This window comes from Tenacibaculum insulae, from assembly GCF_964512435.1.
GTDB lineage: Bacteria > Bacteroidota > Bacteroidia > Flavobacteriales > Flavobacteriaceae > Polaribacter > Polaribacter insulae_A.
This window is the reverse complement of sequence record NZ_OZ208512.1, coordinates 2422211-2440472: the sequence shown is the minus strand read 5'-3', so window position 1 is coordinate 2440472 and position 18262 is coordinate 2422211. Positions and strand designations below refer to the sequence as shown.

Here is an 18262-nt window from a genome sequence, read left to right as displayed (position 1 = left end):
ATTGAGTAATTCAACTACCCAAAACACCTTAATTACTATTGTTGGCGCAACTGCCATTGGTAAAACAGCACTTAGTATTAAACTGGCTAATTACTTTAATTGTGATATTATATCGTGTGATTCTCGTCAGTTTTTTAAAGAAATGAGTATTGGTACTGCCGTTCCGGATGCAAATGAATTGGCAGCTGCACCCCATCATTTTATCCAAAATAAAAGCATTTTTGAAGAATATTCTGTTGGACATTTTGAAAAAGAAGCACTTTTAAAATTAGATAATTTGTTTACCAAAAACCCTGTACAAATAATGGTTGGTGGTAGCGGATTGTATGTTGATGCTGTTTTAAAAGGATTGGATTATTTTCCGAAAGTAGCTGCATCTATAAGAGCAAACTTAACCGAAGAATTAAATAAAAACGGAATAACACCACTTCAAAATCAACTTAAAAAATTAGATATTGAAGCCTATAATTCAATCGCTATTGATAATCCACAACGTGTAATTAGAGCGCTCGAAATTTGTATTGGCACAGGCAAAACATATTCTTCTTTTAAAAATAAGCCAAAAACACCACGAAAATTTAAATCTATTAAAATAGGTTTAACTGCTGATAGAGAAATTATGTACAACCGAATTAATTGTCGTGTTGATATTATGATGAAAAACGGACTGTTAGCTGAAGCTGAAAAAATGTATCCGCATAAAAGCCTAAACGCATTACAAACCGTAGGTTATCGTGAATTGTTTGAGTATTTTAAAGGTAATTTTACCAAAGAATTTGCGATTGAAGAAATTAAGAAAAATACTAGACGATTTGCAAAACGTCAAGGAACTTGGTTTAGAAAGGATAAAGATATTATCTGGTTTGATTTTGAAGAAAATCCGCAGAAAATTATAGAAACCATCAATAAAAAAATTAACAGTAATTAAAAGTCTTAGGACACTCACTTTTATATATTTGTAAAAAATCAACAAAAACAATGAAATCAAAAATTATACTTTTAGCAGCAATTTTAATAACTACAATAGCATTTTCTCAAACCAAAGTAGGAACTGTAAATAGCGATTTAATTATTGGTAAAATGCCACAAATGAAAACTGTTTTAAAAAGAGTTGAAAATGCTGGAAAAAAATTAGATTCTTCTTTTAATGTAAAAACTAAAAATTACCAAACTAAGGCACAAGCTTTTCAAGATGCTCAAAAAACATTGTCTGATGCTGATAAAAGCACAAAGTACCAAGAGTTAGTTACTTTAGAGCAAGAAATACAAAAATTTAGAGTTAATGGTACAAAAATGATGCAATTACAAAGAGATGAATATATGCGTCCTTTATATAAAAAATTAAGTGAGGTAATTACTGAAGTTGCAAAAGCAAATGGATATACACAAATTTTAACTACTGGCGGAAACGAATTTGGTTATATTGATGAGCGTTTTGATATTACAAAGCTAGTTTTAACTAAATTAGGCATAAAAGAATAATTTTAAAACAGTATGAATAAAACTAGAATTATAGGTTTAGCTGCTATTTTATTAGGAATAATTATTCAGTTTTATTTAAAAAACGATATTACTGGTTTTATTTCAGGGATTTTAATTGGCGGAGGAATCGGATTTCTTTTTGCTAGTAAATTCAACAATACGATTTCTTAATGCATCAAAAATCAAAAGATATACAACTTCAATACGAAGGATTTTTAAATACACCTTTTCTATGGCATGGAAAAGGTGTTTTTAATTTTAAACCGTTTAAAAGTTCAGTAATTAAAACAGCTATTTTTTCTGCTTTAATTACTCAAAAATTACGATTAGGTAAATTGGTAGAGCGTTTTGTTTCTTTTGATTTACATCAAAATTCAACAATTAAAATAATTGCGGAGAATATCCAAATTCAACGAGAAAAATTAACGTTAGGTGAACTAGATTGTCTTTTAATGCAAGATAAAACACCAATTCATTTAGAAATTGTGTATAAATTTTATTTGTATGATTCATCGGTAGGAAATACAGAAATTGAGCATTTTATTGGCCCAAACAGAAAAGATTCTCTAGTTGAAAAACTCACAAAACTTAAAGAAAAACAATTACCACTCCTCTACTCTAAAGAGTGTAATGCGTATTTAAAAGAGTTAAAATTAGCTTCTGAAAAAATTGAACAGCAAATTTATTTTAAAGCACAATTATTTGTTCCCTTTGGCAAGCAAAACATCCAACTAAATACTTTAAATCAAAATTGTATTACAGGTTTTTATATCAATCAAAAGGAATTATTAAAATTTAACGATTGTAAATTTCATATTCCAACAAAACATAATTGGTTAGTAAAACCGCACACAAATATTGATTGGTTAAATTTTAAAAGCTTTTTACCAGCGGTGAATCAATTTTTAATCAATAAAAAATCTCCTTTGTGTTGGCTAAAAAAACCGAATGGCGAATTATTTAAAATATTTGTTATTTGGTGGTAAACTTATCTTTTTCTAGCAATAATCTTAACCGATCTTTTTCTTGACGTAATAAAATAAACTCCAATTAATAAAACTATTGATGCAATTATTGATTGCGCAGTAAGTTGTTCTCCTAACAAAAACCAACCTAAAAACAAGGCTATTATTGGATTTACATAAGCCGAAGTTGCTACTTTTTCTGGCGAAACAGCTTTTAATAAATAATTGAATGCTGTAAAAGCTACAATCCCTCCAAAAATTACTAAAAACAACATGGCTCCCTGAGTTTTTAAACTCCAATTTAACGGAGCAACCCAAGTTTCTTTAAAAACTAAACTAGCAATAGCCAATATAAACCCTGCGTTTAACATTTGGTAACCTGTAGCAACCAAATAGTTTTTTGGCAAATTAGCTTTCGACACAAAAACACTTCCGTAACTCCAACTAAGTACGCAAGTTAAAATCATAAAAATCCCTAAAACACTACCTTCAGACGTTGTAATTTCTTTTTGACTTACCAATAAATACATTCCCACTAAACCTAATAAAACACCAATTATCGATTTTTTTTGTAATCTTTTTCCATCAATCAATCGTAATAAAAAAAGCACAAATAATGGCTGTGTTGATGCTAATAATGCAGCAAAACCAGAATCTACATATTTTAAAGCCCATACAAATACTCCGTTACCATATACCAAAAATAAAAAACCTGCTATAGCCGAATTTACAAATTGAGTTTGTGTAATTTTTATAGATAATTTTAACACTTTAGCGATAATCATTATCAGTAATCCCGCTGTTAAAAAACGGATAGACGCTAAAAATAAAGGAGATAATTCTGTAACCGCAATTTTATTAAACAAATACGTTGATCCCCATATAATGTATATCGAAAAAAAAGCTGCAACAATTAATAATTTTGAGTTTTTCATACGGATTCTTTTAAAATATTTTTTTTGAAGCTATCTCCCGCTTTCCGCACTCGCTCTTTGCAAGGAGCTCAAACAAATGCTACAATCGGGGCTAACCTATTTATTAAGTTATGGCTGATTTATGTATATTTTCTCTTTATTTTATAAAAAACAACCTTATTAGAATAAAAACACCAATACTTAGTAATTTTTTCATGAAAAATATTAGAGTTTCATTCTAAACTTATTTCAGAATCACATCTTAAGAGCAACATTGAACTATGATGAGAACCTGAAATAAATTCAGATTGACGTGAAACTTAACCAGTTAAAAACATTCTTACAAAAGTGTTTCTAAATAATGTTTTTCAATTAAATAGGCATCTTTTAAACTTGAAATTCTTCCATCAATTTTAGAAACATCGTTCTTTTTTGATGATTTACTTCCCACCAACATTACATTTTTACGGGTATGTTCGTTGCTAATAAACTCAAATACTTTTGTGTTATAGTTATTCTTTTCTAAAATTAAAGCTCTAATAGTATCAGTTACCATTTCGAACTGACGCTCTTTAAAAATTCCGTATTTTAAAAGTGGACTCTCCTGTTCTTTTCCTTTTACTTGCTGACGGATTTGTTTATGACAACAAGGCGCGCAAATAATTAGTTCGGCCTTGGCAGATAAACCTTTGTAAATTGCATCATCTGTTGCTGTATCACAAGCATGTAAAGCTATTAAAATATCTATTTTAGTATTATCGTACTCCTGAATTGGTTGCGCTACGAAACTTAAGTTTTTAAATTCTGATTTTTTAGCAACATCGTTACAATAGTTTACCAACTCAGTACGTAATTCAATACCAGTTACAGTGGCATTGTACTTTTTTTGATTTACCAAATAATCATACAAAGCAAAGGTTAAATATCCTTTACCAGAACCCATATCAACAATATTAATGTGTTTTGGCAATTTTGTAGATTTTAATAAACCTTCAATAATCTCTAAATACTTATTAATTTGACGGTATTTATCCGCCATTTTATGAATAACCTTTCCTGCTTTATCCGTAATCCCTAAGTATTGTAAATAATTGCCAGCTTCTGCTAAACGTTCTTTAGGTTTATCGTGTGTTTCTGGTAATTTATTTTTAAAACTTGCCGCATTTTCTCGGTAAGAAACTTTTTTCTTTTTTGATATAAAAACCAACAAATCTTTAGATAATGTAAATAAAGTTGCTGCTCTAAAATTATCCATCAATAAGATTTCTAATTCAGAGATAGCTTCAGAAACCGAATAATTTTTAACCTTATCATTCGTTGTATAGTGGTAAGTAAACTGAAACATTTCAGCTCCTTTTATTTTTACCAAACGAACATAAACATTTGGCAATCCATCACTTTTTTTTATCGGTTTACTTAACGTTAGTTTTACAAAATTTGCTTCTAAAACACTTTTACGTAAAGTATCATTTAATTGTTGAAAGTCATTCATATTGCAAAAATACCATAAAAACTAAAATCGATAGCAAACAAAATTGTTTTACTATCGATTTTTTAATTTTAGTTACGTTCTTTTAAAACTTGCTCTATTTCTTGCAATGTAAATCCTTTTGCTTTTAAAAGTATTACTATATGATAAAATAAATCGGCAGCTTCATTTTTAAATAAATCAGCATCATTATCTTTTGCTTCAATAACCAATTCAACTGCTTCCTCTCCTACTTTTTGCGCTACTTTATTAATTCCTCTTTTATATAATTTATTGGTATATGAAGTTTCGTTATCTGTGTCTATACGCTCGCTAACAATTCGCTCTAACTCGTATAAAAAACCTTTTGGAGTTTCTTCTGCAAAGCAAGACGTAGTTCCTTTATGACATGTTGGTCCTTTTGGAGTAGCTTTTATTAAAATAGTATCATTATCACAATCGATTTTGATATCATTCACTTCTAAAAAATTCCCTGATTCTTCTCCTTTTGTCCATAATCTATTTTTACTTCTACTGTAAAAAGTAACACGGTTTTCAGCCTTTGTTTTTTCAAAAGCCTCTTCATTCATATAACCTAACATTAACACTTGTAACGTGGTATTATTTTGAATGACAACTGGTACTAATCCGTTTGATTTATTAAAATCTATTTTCATCGTACAGGTATGTTTTTTGTTTTTAAATAATTTTTTAATTGCGGAACAGGAATTTCACCAAAATGAAAAATACTTGCTGCCAATCCCGCGCTTGCCTCTGTTTTTGTAAAAACGTCTGCAAAATGTTCTTCTTTACCTGCTCCGCCTGATGCTATAACAGGAATATTTATATTTTTACTTACTGAATTTGTAATATCTAAAGAAAATCCGGCTTTTGTACCGTCACTATTCATTGAGGTTAATAAGATTTCTCCTGCGCCTAATTTTTCTACTTCTTTTGCCCAACTTACGGTTTCTAAATCAGTTTCAAAAGTTCCTCCTTTGGTAAAAACTTTCCATTGATTATCTATCAACTTCGTATCAATAGCAACAACAACAAACTGACTTCCGAAACGGTTTTTTAAATCAGTAATTAACTGCGGATTTTTAACTGCCGATGAATTGATACTTACTTTATCTGCCCCTGCTTTAATTAAAGCTAAAGCATCATCAACAGTACTAATTCCACCACCTACAGTAAACGGAATATTAATTTCCTGTGCTACTTTTTCAACTAAATCAACTAATGTTTTTCTGTTTTCAAGTGTTGCTGTAATATCTAAAAACACCAATTCATCAGCGCCATCTTTAACATATTGCTTTGCCAATGCTATTGGATCACCAGCATCAATAATATCAACAAAATTAACACCTTTTACAGTTCGTCCGTTTTTAATATCTAAACACGGAATAATTCTTTTTTTTAACATAGTTGCTGTAATTCTTTTAAAGTGATATTACCTTCGTAAATAGCTTTTCCTAAAATAGTTCCTTCACAACCAATTTCTTTTAACTTTATTAAATCATCTATTGAAGCTACGCCACCACTTGCTATTAAGTTTACACCACTTTTAGCTAAGATTTCTTGATATAACGCTACAGATGCTCCTTGTAACATTCCGTCTTTAGCAACATCTGTACAAATAGTAGTTTTTACACCTAAAACTTCATATTCTTTAATAAAATCAACAACATCAACTTGCGATGTTTCTAACCAACCGTGAGTTGCAATTTTACGATTGATACAATCGGCTCCTAAAATAATTTTACTGCTTCCGTATTGTGTTAACCATCCTTTAAAAATTTCTGGATTTTTAACAGCAATACTTCCTCCTGTAATTTGGTTTGCTCCGTTTTCAAAAGCGATACGCAAATCATCATCAGACTTTAATCCTCCTCCAAAATCAATTTTTAAATTTGTTTTTGAAGCGATTTGTTCTAATACTTTATAATTTACAATGTGTTGTGATTTTGCACCATCTAAATCAACCAAGTGTAAATATTCAATTCCGTTGTCTTCAAATTCTTTTGCTACTTCAACAGGATTTTCATTATATATTTTTTTGGTACTATAATCTCCCTTTGTTAAACGTACGCATTTTCCTTCAATAATATCTATAGCGGGTATAATTCTCATTTTTTTTAGTTTAAAAGTTAACAGTTACTTGATTATAACTTTAAAAAATTTAGTAGTAATTTTTCTCCAACACTTGCTGATTTTTCAGGATGAAATTGCATTGCATAAAAATTATCTTTTTGCATAATTGCGCTAAAAGGTTTGATATAATTGCAAATAGCTACTGTGTTTTGGCAAATTTCGGCATAATAACCGTGAACATAATACACATCTTCATCTGTAGTAATAGTATCTACTATTTTTGATGGTTTTAGTTCAGTAAAATTATTCCATCCCATGTGAGGCACTTTTTCTAAAGGCGGAAATTGTTTTGTTTCCGTATCAAAAATCCCCAAACACTTGGTGTTTCCTTCTTCGGATGACGTACACATTAATTGTAACCCCAAACAGATACCTAAAACTGGCTGTTTTAAAGAAACTAAAAGTTCGTCTAATTTACGCTCTCTTAAATATGCCATTGCCGAGCTTGCTTCTCCAACTCCAGGGAAAATAACCTTAGTCGCTTTTCTAATTTCCTCTGGATTATCAGTAATTATACTTTCATATCCTAAACGCGTAATTGCGTTTTGAACAGAGCGAATATTACCAGCATTGTATTTTATAATTGCAATCATATATTAATTATGAATTATGAATTTTCAATTACAGTTAGTTCGCAATTTTTAATTCGTAATTATATTTCTTTTATATTTTCATCCTTCTGAACTTGTTTCAGAATCACATTGTTTTAATAACCTGTTATGAGAACCTGAAATAAATTCAGGTTGACAACTAACCTTTATAACATGCCTTTTGTTGATGGTAAAAACATCTTGTTAGCATCGCGTTTTACCGCCATTTTCATCGCTTTTGCAAAGGCTTTAAAAATACCTTCAATTTTGTGGTGTTCGTTTTTTCCTTCAGCTTTAATATTTAAGTTACATTTTGCGCCATCTGTAAATGATTTAAACAAGTGAAAAAACATTTCGGTTGGCATATCGCCTATTTTTTCTCTATTAAAATCTGCTTCCCATTCTAACCAATTTCTTCCACCAAAATCAACTGCTACTTGTGCTAAACAATCATCCATTGGCAAACAAAACCCATAACGCTCAATACCTAATTTATTACCTAATGTTTTATTAAATAATTCACCTAAAGCAATCATGGTATCTTCAATAGTGTGGTGCTCATCAACCTCTAAATCGCCAGTAACTTTTATGGTTAAATCCATCGCTCCGTGACGACCAATTTGATCTAACATGTGATCAAAAAACTTTAAGCCAGTGTCAATATCATTATTACCCGAACCATCTAAATTTAATTTGATATAAATTTGTGTTTCGTTAGTATTTCTTGTGATTTCGGCAACTCTATCTTGTAGTTTTAAAAACTCGTAAATAGTTTTCCAATCGGTAGATGTTAATGCAATCGAATTGAATATTTCTTGTTTAGCTGCTTCAATTTCATCTGCGCCTAAATATGGATTTTCTGATAAGTAAATTCCTTTTGCGCCTAAGTTTTTAGCCAATTCCATATCAGTAATTCTATCACCCAATACAAATGAATTTTCTAAATCGTATTCTTCAGAAAAATATTGTGTTAACAAACCTGTTCTTGGTTTACGTGTTGGCGCATTTTCTTCCGGAAAACTTCTATCAATAAATACTTCAGTAAATTCTACACCTTCTTTTTTAAAGGCATCCATAATTTTATTTTGTGCTGGCCAAAAGGTATCTTCAGGAAAAGAATCAGTTCCTAAACCATCTTGATTAGTAACCATTACCAATTCAAAATCTAATTCCGACGCAATTTTTGCCATGTATTGGAATACTTTTGGGTAAAATTCTAGCTTTTCTAAACTATCCAATTGATAATCTACTGGCGGTTCTAATACCAAAGTTCCATCTCTATCTATAAATAATACTTTTTTCATGTTTTTATTTTTAATTTCGTTCGTCAACCTGAATTTATTTCAGGTTCTCATTTCTATGTTTTTTTACTTGATGAGATTCCGATATAAATTCGGAATGACGCTCAGAATATTATAGCTTTTTAAGCTAATGATTTTAATGCTTTGATTAATTGTGTGTTTTCTTCGGTACTACCAACTGTAATTCGTAAACAATTATTTACTAAACTATTTCGATTACGAGTTATAATTTTGTGTGCTACTAATTTATTGTAAATATCTGTTGCGTTAGTTACTTCTATCAAAATAAAATTCGCATCCGAAGGATATATTTTTTGAACCAATTCAAGATTTTGAAAAGCTTTTATTAATACCTTTTTTTCATTCAAAATGATATTTTTATTTTCTTCAAAAACAGATAAGTTATCAAGAGATTCAATTACTTGTTCTTGATTTAAAGTACTTACATTATAAGGTGGCTTTACTTTATTATACAAATTGATAATTGCCGAATTTGCATACGCAGCACCAACTCTAACGCCTGCCAATCCCCAAGCTTTACTAAAAGTTTGACTTATAATTAAGTTTGGATACTCGTTTAACTTTGTTATAAAAGATGCTTTTGAGCTAAAATCGATATAAGCTTCATCAATTATTACAATTCCGTTAAAATTTTCAAGTATATAAATAATGTCTTCGTCATTAAAACAGTTTCCAGTTGGATTATTTGGAGAACAAACAAAAATAATTTTTACATCCTCCATATCTAAATATGGCTGTAACTGGTTTAAGTTTATTTGAAAATCATTTGCTAGCGGTTGTTTAATCAACTCAACATCGTTAATATTTGCCGAAACATCGTACATTCCGTAGGTTGGCGAAAAAGTTAAGGCTTTATCTTTTCCGGGTTCACAAAAAATTCTGAAAGCTAAATCGATAACTTCATCACTTCCATTACCTATAAAAATCTGATTGTTTTCAACTTTTTTAATGGTTGATAATCGCTCTTTTATTTTTGATTGCTGTGGATCTGGATACCTGTTTAAAGTTCCGAACGGATTTTCATTTGCATCTAAATACACTTCGGCTGTGCCTTTAAATTCATCTCTTGCCGATGAATATGCTTGTAACTTTTGAATATTAGCGCGAACTAATTTAGTTAAATTAAACATTTTTTATTGCTTTTAAACGAATTGAAACTGCATTTTTGTGTGCTTGTAAACCTTCGGCTGCTGCCATTAATTCGATAGTTTTACCTATATTCTGAATTCCTTCTTCTGATATTTTTTGATAGGTAATACTTTTTGTGAAAGCATCTAAATTTACGCCAGAATATGCTTTTGCAAATCCGTTTGTTGGCAAGGTATGATTTGTTCCTGAAGCGTAATCTCCTGCACTTTCAGGTGTATAATCTCCTATAAAAACTGAACCTGCATTCTCAATTTTATCAATAAAAAAATCATTGTTTTTAGTTGCAATAATTAAGTGTTCAGGCGCATAATCATTTACAAAATCAAGCACTTCGTTTACCTCTTTTATTAAAATTGCTTTGGCGTTTTCTAAAGCTTTTTTAGTAATTTCTTTTCTTGATAAGTTTTCTAATTGTATATTAATTTCATTATCAACTTTACTAATAAAATCTGTCGAATCAGAAACTAAAATTACCTGACTATCAGCGCCGTGTTCAGCTTGACTTAACAGATCTGAAGCTACAAAAGCTGCATTTGCAGATTCGTCTGCCATTACTAATAATTCACTTGGGCCCGCTGGCATATCAATTGCAACTCCGTATTTTGTTGCCAATTGTTTAGCAACTGTTACATATTGATTTCCTGGTCCGAAAATTTTTGAAACTTTTGGTATGGTTTCCGTTCCAAAAGTTAATCCAGCGATAGCTTGTATACCACCAACTTTATACACTTTTGTTACGCCACATAAAACTGCTGTATATAAAATAGCTGGATTAATGACTCCTTTATCATTTGGTGGAGAGCATAAAACTATTTCTTTACAACCTGCTATTTTTGCTGGAGTTGCTAACATTAAAACAGTAGAAAATAAAGGTGCTGTACCTCCCGGAATGTATAAACCTACTTTTTGGATTGCTCTTTTTTCTTGCCAACACAAAACTCCGTTTGTAGTTTCAACTTCTACACGATCGGTTTTTTGAGCTGCATGGAAAACTTCAATATTTGTTTTTGCTGTTTGAATTGCTTCTTTTAACTCATTAGACACTAAATTAGTCGCGTTTTCAAACTCTTTAGCGGTAACTTCTATAGATTGTAAATTAACCTTATCAAAAAGAGAAGTATATTTATTTATAGCAAGGTCTCCATCTTTTTTAACTTCATTAAAAACCTTACTTACTGTTTCTTCAATATCTTCAACAGATTTTGTAGGTCTTTGTAATAGCGATTGCCAATTATTTGTATTTAATGCTACTGCTTTCATCTTCTTGTTTTTAAACTACCATTTTTTCAATTGGACATACTAAAATTCCTTCTGCTCCATTTGTTTTTAACTCATCAATAATTTCCCAAAACTCATCTTTATCTAATACTGAGTGCACAGAACTCCATCCTTCTTCTGCTAATGGTAAAACTGTTGGACTTCTCATTCCTGGTAAGATATCTATAATTTTTTCTAATTTATCATTTGGCGCATTTAACAAAACATATTTAGAACGCTTACCTTTTAAAACCGATTGAATTCTGAATTGTAATTTATTTAAAATAGCTTTTCTTTCTTCAGAAATTAATGGTGAATTAGCTAAAACTGCTTCTGAAGTTAATAACACTTCAATCTCTTTTAATCCATTTTTAAATAAAGTAGATCCACTTGAAACAATATCACAAATTCCGTCTGCCAAACCTATATTTGGTGCAATTTCAACAGAACCATTAATGATGTGTAATTGTGCATCAATTTTATTTTTAGTAAGATATTTTTTTACCGTTTCTGGATACGAAGTTGCAATTCTTTGTCCGTTTAAATCCTTTAAAGAGCTTGCATTAGATTCTTTAGGAACCGCAATAGAAACCTTGCATTTAGAAAAACCTAAACGCTCTACAAATTCTAAATCATTTCCTTTTTCTATCAATACATTTTCGCCAATAATAGCAATATCAACCACACCATCGCGTAAATACTGAGGAATATCTCCGTTACGTAAATAAAAAACCTCTAAAGGAAAGTTACTTGCTGATGCTTTTAGTTGGTCTTTACCATTGTCAATAGAAATACCACAATCTTTTAAAAGTTGTAATGAATCTTGATTTAATCTTCCTGATTTTTGAATTGCAATTCTTAATTTACTCATTTTGTTAGTTAATATGCTTGAGTAAATCTTGTGGTAAAGCTATTTCCTTTTATTTTAGAAAATAAAAAACCCGTTTGATTTACTCAAACGGGTTTAAAATATATTTTTGATTTTATTCAATACATCTTCAGTTCGCTTGAGTGCAAATATGATGATGGTGATGATGTAATTGAATAAAAGTCATTATTTCTTTTTTTAAGATGGTACAAATATATAGATATTATTTTTACTTATACAAGTATTTTTATAAAAATTATATTTTATAACGTACTTAGTAAATCATACAAGCTATCTTCTTTTTCTAATCCTATTTTTTTCTTTAATCTATACCTTGTTGTTTCTACACTTCTTGGTGATACATTTATTAATTGCGCTACTTCTTTACTTTTTAAATTTGATACAATATAGGTACAGTGTTTTAAATCGTTTACTGATAAGTTTGGAGAAATTTGCTTTAACTTACTAAAAAAATCAGGTCTAATTTTTTCGAACTGAATTTTAAAGTCTTCCCATAATTCTTCTTCAGAAATTAAATCATTTAGTTTTTTATTAATTGAAATTAAAAATTTTGCTGAATTTACATTCGTATCAATATAATTATCAATTTCAACGCTCACTTTTCTTATAGTATCATTGTAAGTTGAAATTTTTAAAACACGAGAAAACAAGGTTTGTTCATTTAAATTTAAAAGGCTTTCTATTTCTGATTTTTTAGTAGTTAAATCTTCATTTTTTATTTTTAAATCTGATATTAGCTCATTTAAATCTAAGTTTAAACTTTTAATTTGTTTGTTTTTATTTTTATTTTTTCTTCTTAACAAAATTAGAAAAACAATAAATGTTATAAATAAAACAATCGTAATACCGCTTACAATTAATTTAGTTTTTTGATTATTAATTATAAGATCTTTTTTGTTTTTTAATTCATTTTCTAACTCTAACTCTTTAACAAAAGAAGCTTTAATTCTCTTTTCATCATTAATAATTGTTTCTTCTAAGTTTTTATTTACTTCTTTGTATTTTTTTATTGCTAAAGTAAAATTCCCTTCATTTTCGTAATACTTAGCATATAAAGTATTAATTAAACTATGAAGTTCACTATCATCTTTTAATGTTAAACTTTCTGCTATTTTTAAATTTTTAAGTGACTCTTCGTTATTTTTTAGATTAAAATAATTATCTGCTATAAAGTAGTGTAATATATCAACTCCACTTGTTCTTTTTTCGCCATTTTCTATTAATTTTAAAAAATCATTAGCATAATTTGTAGATTCTTTCCATTTTGATTGCTGCCTATAATTTTTAGTTAAATTATAATAAGTATCAAATAACTGTGATACATTATTAACCTCTTTATGGTTTACAATTGCTTTTTTGTAAAACTCTGCTGCTTTAACATAATCTTTATAGGCCAATGAATAAATAATACCTCTAGAATTGTAGATAGTTCCTTTTAAAAATACATCATTTGTTTTTTCAGCTAATTCAAACGATTTAATAAATAAATTTTCAGCTTTTTTAAATCTTCTTAACTCTAAATTATTAACTGCTCTTAAATAAAGAATTTTACTATTTATCGAATCTTCTTTTACTATAAATTTATTAAGTTTAATAATTGTTATTATGCTATCTAAAAAATGTTCATTCTCATTTTTTTGAAATAAATAGTAATTTTTAACAATTGTTTTTTTGTATTCTTCTTTTGATGAAATTTTATATTGTTGCCCGTTTATATTGACAGACAATACTATAAACAACAAAAAAACAGATTGCTTTTTTTTACATAAAACCAAATCTGTAACACACTTCATTACTACTACAAAACACTCTTTCATCTAAACTTAATCTTATTTTAAACAAATTATCGCTTAAATATACTTCATTTGTACTACATATTTAATTTTTCTTCTTAAAAAAGTTCCTATAACCTAATATCTAACTAATAAAATCATATTTGTTTTATATTATAAAATTATACGATATCGTGAAAAAACAAAGATTGAAAAACATTTTCACCTTACAGATACAATCAATACAACATACTTCAAAAATACTACAACAGTATAACACTTAATATCTAATTGTATATTTAGATAGAAGTTAATAGTTATCCCCATAACTAATAATTTTTTTTAATTAATTTCCCTAAATTAATTAAAACTCAATTTTATTAATTACTCCCCAATAATTAATAATACATCTTATAAAAACTATCAATAACTATATCCCCTTATATGTTTTTGATAGTTTTTTATTTTTAAGCATTTCTTTTATTGTCTAATCAAAAATACTTTTTAATAAAAAATACCGAATTAAGCTTTTAAGTATTGTTAAATTTTATTTACCTTCTTTTAAAATGAAGTAGACTTTTATACTACATAAATATTAAAACACCTGTTTTTCGCCTTATATTCACTAAAAAGTACATCAAAATTACTACAGTAATATCATCTACTCTTTTTACGCATATATTTGTACCGAGCTTATTAGTTACCCCCATAATTAGTAACTCTTTTTAATTACCCCCCTAATTAAAAACTCCCTTTTATTAATTACTCCCCATAATTAATAATACAACTTATAAAAACTATCAATAACGATATCCCCTTATACGTTTTGATAGTTTTTTATTTTTTTAATATCACAAACTATTACGCATAAAAAAACCACCTTATTCAGGTGGTTTTTTTATGGATAATTTTTAAAAATTACGCTTTAAAAGTAATTTTACGCATACGTAAACTTTCTGGAGTTACTTCTAAATATTCATCTCCTTTAATGTATTCCATACATTCTTCTAAAGAAAAATCTATTTTCGGAGCAATTTTCATAGCGTCATCTGTACCAGATTTACGCATGTTTGTTAATTGCTTTCCTTTAACTAAGTTTACAGCCATATCGTCTGCCTTACTATTTTCTCCAATTACTTGACCTATGTAAATTTCTTGATTAATATCAATAAAAAATTTACCTCTATCTTGTAATCTATCTAAAGCATAAGCTGTTGCTTTACCTGCTGCTGCAGATACAATAGCTCCTTTTACGTCTTCACTAAAATCTCCTTTATAAGGTCCGTATTCAGAAAAACGGTGATTTATAATTGCTTGACCTGAAGTTGCTGTTAAAATTTTGTTACGTAAACCTATCAATCCACGAGATGGAATTGTAAATTCTAAATGTTGTAAATCTCCTTTAGGCTCCATAACCATTAAATCTCCTTTACGTAAAGAAACTAAGTTTACAGCTTTAGAGGCAACATCTTCTGGCACATCGATAGACAATGTTTCCATTGGTTCGTGTTTTTTACCATCAATTTCTTTAATAATTACCTGAGGACGACCTACTTGTAATTCATAACCTTCACGACGCATTGTTTCAATCAATACAGATAAGTGTAATACTCCACGACCGTAAACATTAAATTTATCTTCAGAATCTGTAGTTTCAACTTTTAAAGCTAAATTCTTTTCTAATTCTTTAAATAAACGATCACGTAAGTGACGAGAAGTTACAAATTTACCTTCTTTACCAAAGAAAGGTGAGTTGTTAATTGTAAACAACATACTCATGGTAGGTTGATCAATTTCTGTTCTTGGTAATGCTTCTGGGTTCTCTAAATCAGCAATTGTATCACCAATTTCAAATCCTTCAATACCTGTAATAGCACAAATATCTCCACAAGGAACTTTATCTACCTGAACTTTACCCATTCCTTCGAATACGTGTAGTTCTTTAATTCTTACTTTTTTAGTAGATCCATCAGCTTTACATAACATATAGTCTTTACCAGCTTCTAAATCTCCTCTAAAAATACGTCCGATAGCAATTCTTCCTGTAAAAGAAGAAAAATCTAACGATGTAATTTGCATTTGAGGTGTACCTTCGTTGTACTTAGTTTCTGGAATAGATTCTAATACAGCATCTAATAAAGGTACGATATTATCTGTTTCATTTTTCCAGTCAGTACTCATCCAGTTATTCTTTGCAGAACCATAAACGGTTGTAAAATCTAACTGCTCTTCAGTAGCTTCTAAAGCAAACATTAAATCAAAAACTTTTTCATGAACGATATCAGGAGTACAGTTTTCTTTATCTACTTTGTTTACAACAACAATAGGCGTTAATCCTAACTCTAAGGCTTTCCCTAATACAAAACGAGTTTGTGGCATTGGCCCTTCGAAAGCATCTACTAACAATAAAACACCATCTGCCATTTTTAATACACGCTCTACTTCTCCACCAAAATCGGCGTGACCAGGAGTATCAATTACATTGATTTTTGTGTTCTTATAGTTTACTGATACGTTTTTAGAAAGAATTGTAATTCCTCTTTCGCGCTCTAAATCGTTATTATCTAACAATAAATCAGTACGTTCTTTACGTTCGTCTAAAACTTTTGCTTGATCTATAATCTTATCTACCAAGGTAGTTTTACCGTGATCAACGTGTGCTATAATAGCGATGTTTCTAATTGGTTGCATTCTTGCTCGTTTTTGAAGCTGCAAAAATAGTGTTTTATAAATGAATACTATAAGTGATGATGAATTATTTTTATTCTTCTAACACTTCATCATCTTCTCTAAAGGAACTTGGTAAAATATCGGGTATCAATTTTATTAATAAAGGCAATAATAAAGCGCCTCCTGGCAACATAAATACAGCAAAAGCAGGTATTGCTTTACATATATCTAAGGTTTGAGTTTTTACTTTATTTTTTTCTTCATCAGACAAGCTGGTAGTAATTGATTTTTTTATTAAAAAAATCAATTCTTTACTTTCTTGAAGTTCTTTTGCTAATCGTTTTTTATTTTTTTGAATAGCTTCCTTTATTTCATCAACCGTATTCATTATAATTTACGGCGCTTTCTTTCTATTTTTAGTAAATTAAGCTCTCTTGATGTTTGTCCTGCTACCGAAGTATTTTCTTCTGCTCTACGAATTAAGTATGGCATTACATCTCGTACAGGACCAAAAGGTACATATTTAGCAACATTATATCCTTCTTTTGCTAAATTAAAACTAATATGATCGCTCATTCCATATAACTGTCCAAACCACATACGGTTATCATTACTAGCAATTTTATATTCTTTTGCTAAATTCATTAATAAAAATGAACTCTCTTCATTATGAGTTCCTGCAAATATTGCCATATTTTTATGCTCCATCATAAAACGTATGGCCTCATTATAATTATCGTCAGTAGCTTGTTTATCTTTACATATTGGCGATTTATATCCTTTTTCTTCTGCACGTTCTCGCTCTTTTTCCATATAAGCTCCACGTACCACTTTCATACCAATATGATATCCTTTTTGGTGTGCTTTTTTATATAAATCACGTAAATAATCCATACGATCATGACGATACATTTGTAAGGTATTAAATACAATTGCTTTTTCTTTATTGTAGATTTCCATTAATTCTTCAATTAAATCATCAGCAGCTGCTTGCATCCAACTTTCTTCTGCATCAATTAATAACGGAACATCTTTTTTTACCGCAGCTTTACAAACCGTATGAAAACGCTCTAAAACTCTAATCCATTCTGATTTCTCATCAACAGTTAATTCTTTTTTTTCTGTTAATTTTTGATATAAAGCAAAACGCCCAAAACCAGTTGGTTTAAAAACTGCATAAGGAATCGATTTTTTTTCTTCAGCAAAATCAATCGTTTTTAACGTCATATTTAACGCATCATCAAACTGTGCTTCATCTTCTTTTCCTTCAACCGAATAATCTAAAATACTATGCACATTTCCTTTCTCGTGCATGTTTTCAATATTAGGTAAACAATCATCTTCAGTAACTCCTCCACAAAAATGATCAAAAACAGTAGATCTTATTAAGCCTTCAACTGGCAAATGTGCTTTTAATGCAAAATTAGTTACCGCTGTACCAATACGAACCATTGGTTGATTTTGTATCATTTTAAACAAAAAATACGCACGTTCTAATTCTGAATCTGATTTTAATTTAAAAGCCGTTTCTGTATTGTTAAAAAGTCTCATTTCTGAAGTCGTTTTATTTTTAAAATTGTTCATACAAATATAAATGTCCTACATGATATATTTTAATTTTTTCTATTTA

Annotated in this window: 18 protein-coding genes; 4 read left to right on the top strand and 14 right to left on the bottom strand. The window is 29.2% G+C overall.

The window, feature by feature from the left end:
- The first annotated feature begins 1 nt into the window (after position 1).
- From miaA to ACN5J5_RS11240, 4 genes are read left to right on the top strand one after another with little or no spacing between them, the layout of a single operon-like run.
- A complete protein-coding gene (gene miaA / locus ACN5J5_RS11255; RefSeq protein WP_418644985.1) occupies positions 2 to 928 on the top strand; it encodes a tRNA (adenosine(37)-N6)-dimethylallyltransferase MiaA in 927 nt (308 codons plus the stop codon).
- Between the two features lie 50 nt (positions 929 to 978).
- Positions 979 to 1482, top strand: coding sequence for an OmpH family outer membrane protein (locus ACN5J5_RS11250; protein ID WP_418644984.1), 504 nt, complete (start codon positions 979 to 981; stop codon positions 1480 to 1482).
- 12 nt (positions 1483 to 1494) lie between these two features.
- Positions 1495 to 1653, top strand: coding sequence for a hypothetical protein (locus ACN5J5_RS11245; protein ID WP_418644983.1), 159 nt, complete (start codon positions 1495 to 1497; stop codon positions 1651 to 1653).
- The gene (locus ACN5J5_RS11240) at positions 1653 to 2468 is read left to right on the top strand and encodes a DUF1853 family protein (protein WP_418644982.1); all 816 of its coding nucleotides are present in this window, start codon (positions 1653 to 1655) and stop codon (positions 2466 to 2468) included. The genes ACN5J5_RS11245 and ACN5J5_RS11240 overlap by 1 nt, the downstream gene beginning before the upstream one ends.
- A 2-nt stretch (positions 2469 to 2470) precedes the next feature.
- Here ACN5J5_RS11240 and ACN5J5_RS11235 read toward each other — a convergent pair whose 3' ends face one another.
- The 14 genes from ACN5J5_RS11235 to ACN5J5_RS11170 all read right to left on the bottom strand — a co-directional run bounded on the left by ACN5J5_RS11235 (position 2471) and on the right by ACN5J5_RS11170 (position 18183).
- On the bottom strand, positions 2471 to 3382 hold the full coding sequence (locus ACN5J5_RS11235; RefSeq protein WP_418644981.1) for an EamA family transporter: 912 nt from the start codon (positions 3380 to 3382) through the stop codon (positions 2471 to 2473).
- 319 nt (positions 3383 to 3701) lie between these two features.
- Positions 3702 to 4853 (bottom strand): class I SAM-dependent methyltransferase, encoded by a 1152-nt coding sequence (locus tag ACN5J5_RS11230; protein ID WP_418644980.1) that lies wholly within the window; start codon positions 4851 to 4853, stop codon positions 3702 to 3704.
- A gap of 68 nt (positions 4854 to 4921) precedes the next feature.
- Positions 4922 to 5506, bottom strand: a complete 585-nt coding sequence (gene hisIE, locus ACN5J5_RS11225; RefSeq protein ID WP_418644979.1) for a bifunctional phosphoribosyl-AMP cyclohydrolase/phosphoribosyl-ATP diphosphatase HisIE — start codon at positions 5504 to 5506, stop codon at positions 4922 to 4924.
- Complete coding sequence (gene hisF / locus ACN5J5_RS11220; protein ID WP_068706337.1) at positions 5503 to 6255, bottom strand: imidazole glycerol phosphate synthase subunit HisF; 753 nt, start codon at positions 6253 to 6255, stop codon at positions 5503 to 5505. Before hisF ends, hisIE begins: the two co-directional genes overlap by 4 nt.
- On the bottom strand, positions 6249 to 6962 hold the full coding sequence (gene hisA / locus ACN5J5_RS11215) for a 1-(5-phosphoribosyl)-5-[(5-phosphoribosylamino)methylideneamino]imidazole-4-carboxamide isomerase (RefSeq protein WP_068706335.1): 714 nt from the start codon (positions 6960 to 6962) through the stop codon (positions 6249 to 6251). The genes hisF and hisA overlap by 7 nt, the downstream gene beginning before the upstream one ends.
- Positions 6963 to 6994: 32 nt before the next feature.
- Positions 6995 to 7576, bottom strand: coding sequence for an imidazole glycerol phosphate synthase subunit HisH (hisH, locus tag ACN5J5_RS11210; protein WP_418644978.1), 582 nt, complete (start codon positions 7574 to 7576; stop codon positions 6995 to 6997).
- Between the two features lie 164 nt (positions 7577 to 7740).
- Positions 7741 to 8877, bottom strand: a complete 1137-nt coding sequence (hisB, locus tag ACN5J5_RS11205; RefSeq protein ID WP_068706331.1) for a bifunctional histidinol-phosphatase/imidazoleglycerol-phosphate dehydratase HisB — start codon at positions 8875 to 8877, stop codon at positions 7741 to 7743.
- A gap of 119 nt (positions 8878 to 8996) precedes the next feature.
- Positions 8997 to 10025, bottom strand: coding sequence for a histidinol-phosphate transaminase (hisC, locus tag ACN5J5_RS11200; RefSeq protein WP_418644977.1), 1029 nt, complete (start codon positions 10023 to 10025; stop codon positions 8997 to 8999).
- Positions 10018 to 11304, bottom strand: coding sequence for a histidinol dehydrogenase (hisD, locus tag ACN5J5_RS11195; RefSeq protein WP_418644976.1), 1287 nt, complete (start codon positions 11302 to 11304; stop codon positions 10018 to 10020). Before hisD ends, hisC begins: the two co-directional genes overlap by 8 nt.
- Positions 11305 to 11314: 10 nt before the next feature.
- On the bottom strand, positions 11315 to 12172 hold the full coding sequence (hisG, locus tag ACN5J5_RS11190) for an ATP phosphoribosyltransferase (RefSeq protein ID WP_418644975.1): 858 nt from the start codon (positions 12170 to 12172) through the stop codon (positions 11315 to 11317).
- A gap of 260 nt (positions 12173 to 12432) precedes the next feature.
- Positions 12433 to 14007, bottom strand: coding sequence for a tetratricopeptide repeat protein (locus tag ACN5J5_RS11185; RefSeq protein WP_418644974.1), 1575 nt, complete (start codon positions 14005 to 14007; stop codon positions 12433 to 12435).
- Positions 14008 to 14880: 873 nt separating this feature from the next.
- A complete protein-coding gene (gene typA / locus ACN5J5_RS11180; protein WP_418644973.1) occupies positions 14881 to 16653 on the bottom strand; it encodes a translational GTPase TypA in 1773 nt (590 codons plus the stop codon).
- Between the two features lie 70 nt (positions 16654 to 16723).
- Positions 16724 to 17020 carry an LETM1 domain-containing protein gene (locus ACN5J5_RS11175; protein WP_418644972.1) on the bottom strand — a complete coding sequence of 99 codons (297 nt, stop codon included), beginning with the start codon at positions 17018 to 17020 and terminating at the stop codon, positions 16724 to 16726.
- The gene (locus ACN5J5_RS11170; protein ID WP_418646548.1) at positions 17020 to 18183 is read right to left on the bottom strand and encodes a proline dehydrogenase family protein; all 1164 of its coding nucleotides are present in this window, start codon (positions 18181 to 18183) and stop codon (positions 17020 to 17022) included. Before ACN5J5_RS11170 ends, ACN5J5_RS11175 begins: the two co-directional genes overlap by 1 nt.
- Between the last annotated feature and the right edge of the window lie 79 nt (positions 18184 to 18262).

Excerpts from the sequence above, each read along its gene's own strand:
- hisH (WP_418644978.1), bottom strand. The coding sequence starts at position 7,576 with ATGATTGCAATTATAAAATACAATGCTGGTAATATTCGCTCTGTTCAA.
- typA (WP_418644973.1), bottom strand. The coding sequence starts at position 16,653 with ATGCAACCAATTAGAAACATCGCTATTATAGCACACGTTGATCACGGT.
- hisG (WP_418644975.1), bottom strand. The coding sequence starts at position 12,172 with ATGAGTAAATTAAGAATTGCAATTCAAAAATCAGGAAGATTAAATCAA.
- ACN5J5_RS11185 (WP_418644974.1), bottom strand. The coding sequence starts at position 14,007 with ATGAAAGAGTGTTTTGTAGTAGTAATGAAGTGTGTTACAGATTTGGTT.
- ACN5J5_RS11240 (WP_418644982.1), top strand. The coding sequence starts at position 1,653 with ATGCATCAAAAATCAAAAGATATACAACTTCAATACGAAGGATTTTTA.
- ACN5J5_RS11230 (WP_418644980.1), bottom strand. The coding sequence starts at position 4,853 with ATGAATGACTTTCAACAATTAAATGATACTTTACGTAAAAGTGTTTTA.
- hisC (WP_418644977.1), bottom strand. The coding sequence starts at position 10,025 with ATGTTTAATTTAACTAAATTAGTTCGCGCTAATATTCAAAAGTTACAA.
- ACN5J5_RS11175 (WP_418644972.1), bottom strand. The coding sequence starts at position 17,020 with ATGAATACGGTTGATGAAATAAAGGAAGCTATTCAAAAAAATAAAAAA.
- hisIE (WP_418644979.1), bottom strand. The coding sequence starts at position 5,506 with ATGAAAATAGATTTTAATAAATCAAACGGATTAGTACCAGTTGTCATT.
- hisF (WP_068706337.1), bottom strand. The coding sequence starts at position 6,255 with ATGTTAAAAAAAAGAATTATTCCGTGTTTAGATATTAAAAACGGACGA.
- ACN5J5_RS11170 (WP_418646548.1), bottom strand. The coding sequence starts at position 18,183 with ATGAGACTTTTTAACAATACAGAAACGGCTTTTAAATTAAAATCAGAT.
- ACN5J5_RS11245 (WP_418644983.1), top strand. The coding sequence starts at position 1,495 with ATGAATAAAACTAGAATTATAGGTTTAGCTGCTATTTTATTAGGAATA.
- hisB (WP_068706331.1), bottom strand. The coding sequence starts at position 8,877 with ATGAAAAAAGTATTATTTATAGATAGAGATGGAACTTTGGTATTAGAA.
- hisA (WP_068706335.1), bottom strand. The coding sequence starts at position 6,962 with ATGAGAATTATACCCGCTATAGATATTATTGAAGGAAAATGCGTACGT.
- ACN5J5_RS11250 (WP_418644984.1), top strand. The coding sequence starts at position 979 with ATGAAATCAAAAATTATACTTTTAGCAGCAATTTTAATAACTACAATA.
- hisD (WP_418644976.1), bottom strand. The coding sequence starts at position 11,304 with ATGAAAGCAGTAGCATTAAATACAAATAATTGGCAATCGCTATTACAA.
- ACN5J5_RS11235 (WP_418644981.1), bottom strand. The coding sequence starts at position 3,382 with ATGAAAAACTCAAAATTATTAATTGTTGCAGCTTTTTTTTCGATATAC.